Origin of the sequence: Xenorhabdus sp. PR6a (genome assembly GCF_028599065.1) — a bacterium.
Lineage (GTDB): Bacteria > Pseudomonadota > Gammaproteobacteria > Enterobacterales > Enterobacteriaceae > Xenorhabdus > Xenorhabdus doucetiae.
Map to the genome: position 1 here is coordinate 1 of NZ_JAQRFJ010000075.1, position 13,403 is coordinate 13,403.

The 13,403-nt window shown below is 58.3% G+C and carries 3 protein-coding genes; all 3 read right to left on the bottom strand.

All coding sequences use genetic code 11. The features are described 5' to 3' along the window. Positions 1–9,850 (bottom strand): two-partner secretion domain-containing protein (locus tag PSI15_RS15605; RefSeq protein WP_273584327.1); only part of this gene is annotated, 9,850 nt, incomplete at its 3' end. Between the two features lie 67 nt (positions 9,851–9,917). Further along, positions 9,918–11,654, bottom strand: a complete 1,737-nt coding sequence (locus tag PSI15_RS15610; protein WP_273584328.1) for a ShlB/FhaC/HecB family hemolysin secretion/activation protein — start codon at positions 11,652–11,654, stop codon at positions 9,918–9,920. Positions 11,655–11,974: 320 nt separating this feature from the next. Continuing rightward, the gene (locus tag PSI15_RS15615) at positions 11,975–13,285 is read right to left on the bottom strand and encodes a conjugal transfer protein TraG N-terminal domain-containing protein (RefSeq protein ID WP_273584329.1); all 1,311 of its coding nucleotides are present in this window, start codon (positions 13,283–13,285) and stop codon (positions 11,975–11,977) included. Positions 13,286–13,403: the final 118 nt, after the last annotated feature.

Genomic DNA, 13,403 nt, shown 5'->3' on the forward strand with positions numbered 1-13,403 from the left:
GGGTACTGAGGTGCAGCCGGTCTTCCTCCCGCCGGTTACTCACCGACGAGGTCCGGCTGTCGGCTTCCAGCTGCGTGCTGTTGGTGGTGGTTTCCGCCAGCAGGTTCACATTGCCGCCGGCCTGCACCAGCGCCGTTCCCCCGGCGCTGGCCTGGCTCCCCTGCAACGTGATGTCCTGGCCGGCGCGCAGGCTGAGGTTACCCCCGGCATTAAGCTGACTGCCCAGTGCCTGTTGCCACTCGCCGCTGACGGTCGCCATCCGCTGCCCGGCCTCTTCCATGCCGTCACTGGTGCGGTTGCCCATCGCCCCGGCAATCACGTCAATGTTCCCCGTCGTGGTGCTTCTGGCGGCAGCAATCTCCAGATTATCACGCGCATTCAGGCTGAGATGACGGGTGGACTCCAGTTTCGCCCCGCGCAGCTGGATATCCCCGCCACGCAGGCTGAGTTCCCGGGCGCTCATTGAGGCCTGGCGCAGGGCATCCTGCAAATTAGTACTTAAGGTCAGGCTCTCCGCCTGCACGTCAATGCGCTCTGCGCGGATATCCCCGCCCTGATGCAGGAACTGATCCGCATCAATGTTCAGGGCCCGCTCGGCAAACAGGTTACCGGTGTTCGTCAGGCTGTTGGCGGACAGTTGCAGGTTACCCCCGCCAATCAGGGCACCCTGCCCGGTCAGCCGCAGCGTGGTGTTGGCCAGATAGACCTTCGGCACCCACACCGTCTGCGGGCCACTGCCCGTCTCCACCGTCTCGCTCACCAGCCAGACGATATCCTGCTGCAATGCCGCAATCTGGGCCGGCGTCAGTGCCACGCCCGGCACCAGCCGGAAGTCATTGGCCACCTTCGTCCCGTTGTTCATCAGAGCCTGGTACTGTGCCATCGCATCGTCACCGCGCACGGAAGGGCGGCCGGTCAGTTTGAGTATCTGCTCACGCACCAGGCGTTGCTCATAAAAGCCGTCCCCCAGCCGTTTATGCACCTGCGCCGGGTCATACCCCACCCGCTGCAACAGGTAATCGCTGCTGATAAACCGGGTCCGGCTGGTAAAGCGTTCATCGGTGACCACCAGATAGGGGCTGCCTTCTGCCGGGTGCTGACGGAACAGGCCGTTATTGGGCACAAAGGTGGAGACCCGCGCCAGTTTTTGCTGGCTGGTCAGGGCCAGTTCAGCCGGCGTCAGGGGGCGCTCGATCGGCCTGAGGGGTGGGTCAGCCGGCGTGAGTTCCCGCTTGAGCAGCGTCAGCAATTGCTCATCCGAGATAAGGGGTTGATCGGCCGGCGTCAGTTCCCGCTTCAGCAACGTGAGCAGCTGGTCATCCTGTATGACGGGTTGGTCAGTCGGCGTCAGTTCCCGCTTCAGCAGCGTGAGCAGCTGGTCATCCGATAAGTGGGGGAGAGCGACCGACGTGAGTCGCCGCTTGAGCGGCGTCAGCAGCCGGTTGGCCAGCACCAGTTGGCTGTCCTGTTCCTGCCACTCTGCCCCTTCTACCGTCACCGCCAGCGGGTTGCGCTCCCATTCCGCCCGCTCGGCTTCCGCCGCTTTCTGTGCCGCCTCCACCACGCTGATTTGCGCCGGGTTGACCGTGGTATTTTCCAGTTTCGCGCCGTGGATGGCGACATCGCCGTGCCCGGTCATGATCGCGTCAATGGTCGCCAATGCGACGGTTTCATCGCTGTGGTGTTTTGGATACCAGTGCCGGGTATCCCGGTCGTAATGGTCAACCAAGAATTCCTCGCGCCGTTCATTGATGGAATAAGCCTTGTTGGTGATCTCGCCGTTGCCTGTCGTCACCAGGTTACCGTTGGCACTGACGGTACTGGCGTCATTGAGCAGTGCCCCCGTGATCCGCAGCGTCATGTTGCCCCCGGCCAGAATATGGGCGCCGATGCCTTCAGACACCAGTTTGTCCCGCGTCACCGTACCGGTGGCCGAGCGTTCACGGAAGTTGTTGTAATCATCCACAAACGGCACATTGGCAATGTCGAGATGTTTCTCCGGGTCCCACTGCTCAAGCCGTCCCCGGTTGTGCTCGCGCCAGACCGTATTGTGATACGGCGTCGGCACCCTGTTCTGGCGATGGCCGCGCGTCTCATAGAACGTCATGTCATAACTGCCGTCGCGCCCCGGTTTCAGTGCCAGATAATGGATCCACAGCTCATAAGGTTGCCCGTTGTCATCCTTGACCCGCACCTGCGCCCGTTTACCGGCCGCATCGATGGCCAGCAGGGTGCCGTAACGGTTGGTTTCCACCGCTGCGTCATCGCGGAACGTCAGGCGCTGGGTGGTGGGTGCCATGGTATTTTTGTCGCGATTGACCCCCGACGCGTAAGAGCGCCAGTAGTAATTGTAACGGTGCCATTGGGTCTCGCCTTTTTCCGCCCCGCGCACGATCTCCAGCCCTTCGCGCAGGTTATTCAGCCGGTTGGCTTCAATCGACACCTCCCCGTCGGCCTCAATGCCGCTCGCTTTGTTCTCAATCAGGTCATCACTGGCCAGGCGCAGGGTGCCGGCACTGTATATCAGGCTGCCGTCCCGGTTAGTCAGGCGCTCACGGGTCTGCAAATCCAGGCGCTCCGTGGCGGCCATCACCGCATTCTTCCCGTGGTTGTCAATCACCCGGCTGCGCACCGTGACCGTATCCCCCATCACCGTGCCCGTGTTATCCAGCGTGTCGCTGGTGAGGGTCATGTTGTCGGCTTCCAGGCGCTTTTCATTGCGCAGGGTGCCGGTTGTCAGCCACAGGTTTTTCCCGGCCAGCGTCCCCTGGTTGGTGAAGTGGGCACTGTTCAGGGTCAGGTTGCCGGGCAAGCGCCAGTCGGCCAGGTTGGTCAGCAACCCACCCACCGAGAAGGTCAACGCGCCGTTACTGCTGATTGTATCGCCGGCCCGGTGGGTGTAATCCTGCTGCACGGCCAACGTCAGGCCTTGCTGGCTGAGCAAGATCCCGCCGGTATTATTCAGGGTGTGGGTATTGACCGTCAGCTGCTCCCCGCTCTGGACGAGGCCGCCCTGATTGAACAGTGCCAGCACGGACGGCATACCCGCATTGAGGTTGAGTGTGCCGTTAGCGCGGATCATCCCCTGCTGATTGAGCAGCTTGTCGAGGTTTGACAGGGTCAGCGTGCGGGTACTTTGCAGGCGGCCGGCCGTGTTGTTCAGCTCGCGGGCCGTCACTTCAGTGTGCGTTGTCCCCAGCAACAGGCCGCCGTCATGATTGTTCACCCGGTCGCTGCGCACGGCCAGCGTGTCCTGACTGGTGATTTTCCCCTGCCCGTGGTTATTGAGTGTCTGGCTGTCGATCTGCACCGACCCGGTGGCGATCAGCTGCCCGGCCTGATTGTTTATCGTTTCCCCCTTCAAGGTCAGGGTGCCGCCGCCGTGGATTTTTCCCTGCGCGTTATTGATCACATTGATGCGGTAAATGCCGTTTCCCCCGCTGATCAGCTTCCCGTCCGGGTTATCCAGCTGACCGGCGGTCACTTCAAGCGCACCCAGGCTGTTGAACACCCCCTGCCGGTTGTTGACCTGCCCGGCCGAGATTTGCTGGCCGCCGTTGCTTTTCAGCGTGCCGCCGGTGTTATCCAGAAGGGCCAGAATGCGCAATCCAAGCTGCTGTTTGCTGTTTATCGACCCGGCGGCATTGTGCAACGACCGGGCATCCAGCTGCATCGCCCCGTCCGAAAGCAGTTTCCCGCCACGGTTATCCAGTATCCCGCTGAAGTGCAACCGCACCGGCTGCTGGCTGTCAATCAGGCCACCGGCGTTGTCCAGACTTTGCGCTATCACCGTGATGGCCCCGTCTGAAAGCAGTTTCCCGCCCGCGTTCAGCACGTGGCCGGCCGCCGACCCTTCAGTTGCGCCCTGTATATCCAGCCGCGTCAGGGCGCTGATTTTACCGCCCTGATTATGAATATCCTGTGCCGAACGCAGCATCAGCGCCCCCGCTGATCCCAGTGTGCCTTTCTGGTTGTCCAGCGTGCTGACCGCCAGTGTGGCATCCTGCAGGCTCGACACGCTGCCTCCCTGGTTATCAAACCGGTCAGCCGTGGCGGACCAGCCTCCCTGAGTGCCTATCCAGCCCTGCGCATTCAGGATATTTTCCGCGCGCAGGGATTGCGCCAGCTTGCTGAATAGATGGCCCTGGCTGTTATCCAGTGTCTGGGTAAACCGCATATCCAGCGCGTCCAGCACCTCAATTTTTCCCTGGGCATTCAGGAGGCTCAGCGCATTCACCGTGCTGTGCCCGCCGCTGATCAGTTTCCCTCCCTGATTATCCCAGCCGCCCGTCAGATCCAACTTTATCCCCTGTTTGCCCTGGATCTCGCCTTGTTCGCGGTTGGTCAGCTGTCCGCCCCACAGTGACATTCTGCCTTCGCTAAATAACGTCCCCGCGTTATTGTTCAGTAAGCTGTCCGTACCGCCCTGCCAGTGCAGATGTTGTTGTGCCGACAGTTTACCCGCCTGATTAATAATATTGCCGATACTATTAAGCGTCAGGTCACCGATCGATTGCAGTGTGCCGCCCGTGTTGTCCAGGCTGTGGGTGGAGACGGTCACCCGTTTGCCGCCCTGGGCGGTGCCGCTGCGGTTGTCCCAGTGGCCATTCGTGTGGATATCCAGCGTGTCACCGGCCTCGATAAATCCCTGTTGGTTATTGATAGCCTGTTGGATATCAAACCGCAGGTTCCCCAGGCTGACCAGATTACCCAGCGTATTTTTCAGCTGCTGTGCCGTCAGTTGCAAAGCGTTGCCCTGCATGTCCCCGGACTGGTTATCGATACTGCCGGCCGCCTTCACGGTTAGCTGTTGCTCAGAAAACAGCTTGCCGCCGCCGTTTTGCAGATCGCCCCCCGACGTCACATGCAATGCGGACAGCCCCTGCAACGTGCCGCGCTGGTTATCGATAGTGCCCGTCGTGTTCACGGTCAGTGCTTGTTCGGCCAACAGATTGCCGTCACTGTTATTGATATGGAGGGCGGAGATATCCATCTGCCTGCCGCTCTGGGCTATCCCGTTGCGGTTATCCCAGTTGCCCCGGGTACGAATTTCCAGGGCGTCAGCCGCTTCGAAAAACCCGTGCTGGTTATCAATCGCTTGCTGGATATCAAGCTTCAGGCGTCCCTTGCTGATGATCTTGCCCTTCGCATTATCCAGGCGTGATGCCGTCAGTTCCAGGTGTTCACCCTTAATTTCCCCGGACTGGTTATCGATATTCTCGTCGGCGTTCAGGATCAGTTTTTGTCCGGCCGACAGTTTGCCGCTGCTGTTATCAATGCTGTGGGCGGAGACATCAACCTGTTTGCTGCCTTGCAGGGTGCCGCCGTGGTTATTCCAGTGACCGTCAGTGTGGATATTCAAGGTATCATTATTGGACTGAATAAGTCCGTGCTGATTATCCATGTCCTGATTGATCTCAAGCTGCAAAGGCCCCTGACTGACAATCTTGCCTTTCGTATTCGTCAGCGTCTGTGCGGTCAGTGCCAGCGCTTTGCCCTGAATATTACCGGACTGGTTATCTAAGCTGCCGGTCGCCTTCACGGTCAGCGCCTGCTCGGACAACAGGTTACCCTCGCCGTTTTGGAGATCGGCCCCTGATGTCACGTTCAATGCGGACAGCCCCTGCAACGTGCCACGCTGGTTATCGATAGTGCCCGTCGTGTTCACGGTCAGTGCTTGTTCGGCCAGCAGTTTGCCGTCGCTGTTATCGAGGCTGTGCGCAGTGACATCTCCCTGTTTACCACTTTGGGCGGTTCCGCTGCGGTTATTCCAGTGGCCCCGGGTGCGGATATCCAGGGCCTCAGCCGCCTCGAGCAGCCCGTGCTGGTTATCTATCGACTGATGACTGTCAAGCAGTAAGTGTCCCTTGCTGACGATTTTACCCTGTGCATTGTTCAGGTGTTGCGCCGTCAATTGCAACGTTTCGCCCCGGATGTCACCGGACTGGTTATTAATGTTGTCGGCGACGTTCAGGGTCAACGCCTGAGCAGCCGACAGCTTGCCGCCGGGGTTATCAACGTGACTGCTATCAATGCTGCTGTTATCCATGCTACGGGCGGAGACGGTCACCTGCTTGCTGCCCTGAGTAATGCCGTCACGGTTGTCCCAGTGACCGTCAGTCTGGATCTTCAGCACATCATCGGCTTTAATGAGTCCGTGCTGATTATCCATGTCCTGATTGATCTCAAGCTGCAAAGGCCCCTGACTGACAATCTTACCTTTCGTATTCGTCAGCGTCTGTGCGGTCAGTGCCAGCGCTTTGCCCTGAATATTACCGGACTGGTTATCTAAGCTGCCGGTCGCCTTCACGGTCAGCGCCTGATCGGACAACAGGTTACCCTCGCCGTTTTGGAGATCGGCCCCTGATGTCACGTTCAATGCGGACAGCCCCTGCAACGTGCCACGCTGGTTATCGATAGTGCCCGTCGTGTTCACGGTCAGTGCTTGTTCGGCCAGCAGTTTGCCGTCGCTGTTATCGAGGCTGTGCGCAGTGACATCTCCCTGTTTACCACTTTGGGCGGTTCCGCCGCGGTTATTCCAGTGGCCCCGGATGCGGATATCCAGGGCCTCAGCCGCATCGAGCAGCCCGTGCTGGTTATCAATCGATTGATGACTGTCAAGCAGCAAATGTCCCTTGCTGACGATCTTACCCTGTGCATTGTTCAGGTGTTGCGCCGTCAATTGCAACGTTTCGCCCCGGATGTCGCCGGACTGGTTATTGATGTTGTCGATGGCGTTCAGGGTCAGCTTTTGTTCGGCCGACAGTTTGCCGCTGCTGTTATCCATGCTGTGGGCGGAGACATCAACCTGTTTGCTGCCTTGCAGGGTGCCACCGTGGTTATCAATGCTATAAGCGAAGACGTCAACCTGCTTGCTGCCCTGAATGGTGCCGTCACGGTTGTCCCAGTGACCGTCAGTCTGGATCTTCAGCACATCATCGGCTTTAATGAGTCCGCGCTGATTATCCATGTCCTGATTGATGTCAAGCTGTAAATGCCCCTGACTGACAATCTTACCTTTCGTATTCGTCAGCGTCTGCGCGGTCAATGTCAGCGCTGTGCCCTGGATATTGCCGGACTGGTTATCGACGCTGCCGTCCGCTTTCAACGTCAGCGCCTGATCGGACAACAGGTTACCCCCGCCGTTTTGGAGATCGCCCCCTGCCGTCACATTCAATGCGGACAGCCCCTGCAACGTGCCACGCTGGTTATCGATAGTGCCCGTCGTGTTCACGGTCAGTGCTTGTTCGGCCAGCAGTTTGCCGTCGCTGTTATCGAGGCTGTGCGCAGTGACATCTATCTGTTTACCGCTTTGGGCGGTTCCGCCGCGGTTATTCCAGTGGCTCTGGGCTTGAATATCCAGGGTGCCAGCCGCGTCAAGCAGCCCGCGCAGATTATTAATTGCCTGCCGGATGTCAAGTGTCAGGCGTCCCTTGCTGACAACCTTACCTTCCGTATTTGTCAGGTTCTGTGCCGTCAGCACCAGTTCTTGACCCCGGATATTGCCGGACGGGTTATCGACACTGCCGGTCGCCTTCACGGTCAGCGCCTGACCGGACAACAGGCTACCTTTGCCGTTTTGGATATCGCCTCCTGACGTCACGTTCGCGGACAGCCCCTGCAACGTACCGCGCTGGTTATCGATAGTGCCCGTCGTGTTCACGGTCAGCGCTTGTTCGGCCAACAGTTTGCCGTCGCTGTTATCGAGGCTCTGCGCGGAGACATCCACCTGCTTGCTGCCCTGGGCGGTTCCGCTGCGGTTATCCCAGTGACCCCGGGCTTGAATATCCAGGGCGTCAGCCGCATCGAAAAGCCCGCGCTGATTATCAATTGCCTGCCGGATGTCAAGTTTCAGGCGCCCCTTGCTGACGACTTTACCTTCCGTATTTGTCAGGTTCTGTCCTGTCAACAACAGGTGTTCACCCCGCATCTCTCCGGACAGGTTATTGATACTGCCGGAAGCCTTCACCGTCAGCGGTTGTTCAGACAACAACTGACCTTTGGTGTTATTGATATCAGCGCCCGATGTAATATCCAATGCCGATTGGCTCTTTAACGTGCCGCGTTGGTTATTCAGGCTACCGATATCAAGCCGCAGGTTGCCGTTGTTACCCAACAGACCGTCGGTGTTGTTCAGCAATCCGGTCACCCGCCAGTGTTGCACCGTCTTTTCAAGCGCTACCAGATGCCCCTGCTGGTTGTTCAGGGAACCGGCATTCAGGCTGAGTTGGGGCGCTTCAATGCGGCCGCCGGTGTTATCCAGCGCCCCGGCCAGCGCAAAACGGCTTTCGCCGGCACCTGCCTGAGACCAGACCGCCTTCTGGTTGAACAGATTGTTGGCATCAATCTCCCAGCGACCCACACCTACCTGTGCCTGTTGCGCGTCGATATCGCCCAGGCTTTTTACGCTCAACTGCTGACTGTCAATTTTTGCCTGTTGCAGGGCAACGCCACCGGCTTGGGCGGCAATCTCAGCCCGGCTGGCCGCCAGTTGGCTGTGGCTGATATCCACCCGCTGGCCGGTCACGTTGATATCGCCCAGACTGAGCAAATGGCCGCTGGCCTGAGTATTCCCCTGACTGCTCAGCGTCAGGTTTGCCTTATGTTTCAGTGTACTGTTAATATCGCTGCCGGCCAGCAAATACCCGCGACTCTGAATGCCCCGGGCCGACGTCAGCCGGATATCGCCCACGGCCGCCAGGGTGCCGGACTGCTGAATGTCACCGTCGCGGCTCTGTACCGCAAGCTGCCCGCCGCTGTGCAGTTTGCCGTGATGTTCAATCCCGTTCCGGGCAGTCAGGGTGATATCGCCTCCTGCCTGAATGACGGCTTCCTGCTCCCCCGATTGCCAGCTCAGCCGCCCTTCGCTGCTGACCGTCAGCGTTTTCCCCGCCTGCAAATGCCCGCCCTGATTACGCACCCCGACGCCCGCTTCCGTGCCTATCATGCGGATATAACCGCTGTACATGCCGCCCATTTGCCCCATGTCTATCGCCAGTTCGGGCTTTTTATCCTCCACGGACAGCGGCGTCACTGTTTTGCTGTCCGCACTGATGCGATTACGCCCTGCCACCACCGCAAGCTCTTCTTTGGCCCAGACGCCGGCATTCAGCTTCACGGCCCGCGCCAGAATATCGACATACCCGGTATCGTGGCGCGAGTCACCATTAAGCCCGCCGCCCTCAATGCTCACTACGCCCCGCTCAACCTGATACCCTGCCAGACTGCCGTCGGCATTCAGCTGCGGCTTGCCGGTGGTCAGGGTCATCCGTCCGGCATTGATGGTGCCACAGCCGTTACACACAATCCCCGACGGGTTGGCCACAATCACCTGCGCCCGGCCGCCGGCCACTTCCAGATATCCCCGCAGCTGGCTGGGCTTATCGCTGTTGACCTCATTAATAATAAACCGGGCCGGTGCCGCGTTCGGATCGAGGCGGGGGTTACCCTGTATCATCCCGGCCAGTTGGGTTGAGGTCATCAACGCCGAGTTGTTAAGGATGGCACCTCGCTGGTCGACATCGAACTGCTGATAGGGGTTATGTGATACGCCGGCCTGATTGGGTGCATTGATATTGACCTGCGGCAGGCCATTCTGGGTTGTTATCACTTCCGGACGCTGAGCAGGGGCTACCTGCCTGTCGGCGATAATACCGTCCGCCAACGCCTGCCCGGCAAACAGCGCTGCCCCCAGCAGCCACACCGCACGGCGTACCGTCACCCACAAGCGCGATGCACCGATCCCACGACGCTGCCCGGGTGCGGTGCTGCAACTGCGGGCCAGTTCCGAGACCACCCGCAATTCACCGTGCGTGCGGCTGTAAATAAGGCAATAACACTGTTTGTTCATAAATCAGTCCGTCCAGATCAAATCAATAAACGCAACATTTGTTTGTGATTCAGGATGAGTGGGGTTATCAGATTTCCAGATTGAAGCTGAAACCGCCGCTCACGCCCGGGGTGTGAAAACCGGCGGGCTGGTAAAATGGCACCCCGGCAAACAGGTCATAACTGAGCCGGTGCCACAGCGTGCCGCGCACGCCCACGGCACCGCCTGCCAGCTGATGCCCGACCAGATGACGGGTGCCCGGTCCATCCACACGGCCATAATCCACCGCCCAGTAAAGCTCGTGACCGCGCGACAGTACATTCCAGGCCAGCTCATTACGCCAGAGCAGCCCTCTTTCACCGGACAGCATCTGCTCGCCGTCAAACCCGCGCACGGTATAACGCCCGGCAATCGCCAGCCTGTCCTGCGGTGTCAGCGGGTTTGCACTCCACTGCCAGCGCACTTTGGTATGATAACGCCAGGGCTGTGTACCCCATTTCAAAGGCACATTCAGGCTGATATCCCCCAGGGCCATTCCCGTGCGGGCACTGCCCCGGTGATTGGCTTCTTCCGGTGCCGGCAGTGCACCGAAGGCACCGGTTCCCCGCCGCCAGTTGATGCCGGCGTCCAACGTGATATCACCGAAATAACTGCGCTGGTTTAAGCCTAACTCCCAGCCCGCAGTACGGCGGTGTTGTTGGGCTATTTCGATATTCCCCACGGCATTGGTGGAATGGCGATGGAAGACGCGCAGATTAAGGGTGGTTTTATGCGACTGATTACGGAATAACAGCCGGGACACCGTAAATTGCGCATTCTCGCTTTTGCCGCTGTAGGACAGGATTTCGTTTGCGTTGGCGATATTCTGATGATAGGTATAGTCGTTGTAGTTGGCAGAAAACGCCCAGTAACCGAGCGGGAAGACGTAGTTAACGGTACGGGCGCGGTTACCAAAGGGACCGGGTTCAAACAAATCTTTGCCGATATTGGCATAGAACAGATCATTCTGGGCAAAAGGTGCATCAATCGCCAGCGTCACCGACCCCAGATAGCGGCCGGTGCTTTGGGCACCACTGTCATCGAGTCCCAGACTGAGCCGGAACGGACGCCCCTCTTTCCAGCTGATCCGCAGGTCACTGGTCGCCTCCTGCTGACCGGGTCCGATTTTAATGTCGGCCTCAACACTGGGCACCCGTTTGAAATTCTCCAGCGCCTGCTCGATATCGCGCAGATTCAGGATATCCCCGGTGGCAGCGGGCATGGCATTCCACAGCCGCCCACGCCAGGACACCGGCTCATCAAAGCGGATATGGGCAATGCGGCCGGGCTGGAGCGTCAGCGTCAGCACACCACCCGTCAGATCCTGCTCCTGCACCATGACACGAGTGGTGACATAACCTTTGGCCAGAATGGCATTTTGCACCTTGTTATTGACCAGCAAAATCCCCTGTCCGCCCAGGCAACGCCCTTTGGCATCCCCTGCTGCGTCCAGTGCCCACTGAAAACGGCGAGCGGAATCGCCTTCTAAACGTAATGTATTGATCGTAAAACAGGGATGTTCATCAGCCGGATAATCAGACAGGCGCACATCGGGTCGCGTGAGCCGGATATCGGTATCCGGTGCCTGTTGCTGTTGTAGCGCGTGCTGCCTTTCCTGCTGCCGGCGTTGCTCCTGAGCATCCAGCGTTGCTGCATGTTGTTCTGCTGCCTGTGATGGCTGTTTTTGCTGAATAAAGGGCGGGTCATCGGCCTGTACGGGGGAGAATGCGAGTACAGTCCATCCGGCCAGCCCGGCTATCATGTTGCGGGAAGTTACCGTTGCCATAGTAAACCCATCGGATACGTAATTATTATTGAACAGTAATAAGGGAGTTTTAAGATGAGGTATTATGGTCGGCAGGGTTTAATTATCAAGCTAACAGATGAGACACCCATCACAGAGGCGTTTATTCAGACGATTTGACTCTAAAAATGTAATAGCATGACAATGGATTAACAGGATCACAACACATTATGCGCAACATTAAGCAGATTCATCCGGGTTTTAAATTCAGCCAAAACAAAAACACCGTGAATATGATGAAAAAAGATGATGAATGGGGTGATATTCAGAGTATTCCTAAGGTAATCACCCCGTTGAACGCTTTAGCGCTTACCGCCGGACATCATTTTCTGCATCACCATCTGCCCGAACATGCCGGCGGACTGCCTGACCTGCCCCACGCCCTGACTCATCATACCGGCCATATCGCCCATCCGCACGCCGGCCCACGCCAGTGCCCCCAGCCAGACCATCGGCAGGACAATAAACAGTGTGCCCATCACCAGCCCCATGATTAAGTCATCGGAGGTGTTCTGCAATCCGGCCAGATTAAACAGGCTGTGGGTCTCTGAACCGTACAGGGCTTCCAGCAAAAAACTGTCCAGCCAGCGGGCGGTTTCCCACCAAAAGGTGAGGAAGTTCAGCGCAAAAATCACAAACGTCAGGGTAAAAACGGTCTTAAATTCATAGGCGGCAAATAACAAAATCAACGGCAGCAGGATATACAACGCCATCAGGATCACCGCCTGCATCATTGGCAAGGCCTGGCGCACAGCATCAAACATCGGATAGGCAAGTAATCCGCCCAACATCGCGCCGGCACTTGCACCGACCCGGCTGGATCGATCCCACAGGGTAAAATCGGCATTGCCGCCATAGCCGGCATACACGTAGCCCTCCTGCGACACCGCCAGATTCACCGGACTGACCAGACGGCGGATCACCGCTTCTTGATATTCACGGCTGTCTTTTCCCATCATTTTCAGGGCCGCCGACAAACGCAGCCATAATCCCGGCTCGGCCTGCGCCAGCACCCTGGCTTCCAGCCCGGTTTTGGAGGCTGACCACCACGCTTTACAGGTCGGATAACCGCCCTGCCCGGTATTGGGCCGGCCGCTGTCCCGGCTCTCGTTCCATGGGTAATTGGCTCTGGGTGTGCGCGATTGCAGGGTGTTATAGTCACTGGCTAAAAACGTGCTGCTGCCCAGCCAGTCGATATCATGCAGTGTGGCCGGATCAGTGGCTTGCCCCTGATCCCGTTGTTGCCACTGATACAGTGCTAAGGCATAACAGTCATTAGTAAAATCCTGCAATTCCGCCGCCAGTGCGGCGTTGGCAATACGGGTGTGCTGCACGTCAAAACGCAGTTGCCGCAAATCAGGCCGGCAGGGAATGGTGGCAACCGCCGCTTGCGTCAGGCCTTTTGACAAGCGGTGCACCACTGCCCACCATATTGGTACGGCAGCGGTCTGATGATTCAGGCTGGACATCACCGGTGCATAACTGCTGTCGCCGGGGGTTTTCGGTGTCCAGGTGCCGCAGCTTTTGGCGCGCGACGGGTCATACTGGAGGGTGCTGAGGCTGACATTTACCGTAAGCGTACGGGGAACCCCACCTAGCCAGCGGGAATTCACTGATTAAAATAGTGTCACCTATTCTTATGATGAGAAAAGCCCCATGAGCCAATCCCGGTTTACTCAAGCTGAGTGGCTGGACATTTTTGAACAGCAGAAAAAATCTGAACTGTCTGTC

Coding starts and splice junctions, on each gene's coding strand:
- PSI15_RS15610 (WP_273584328.1), bottom strand. CDS start 11,654: ATGGCAACGGTAACTTCCCGCAACATGATAGCCGGGCTGGCCGGATGG.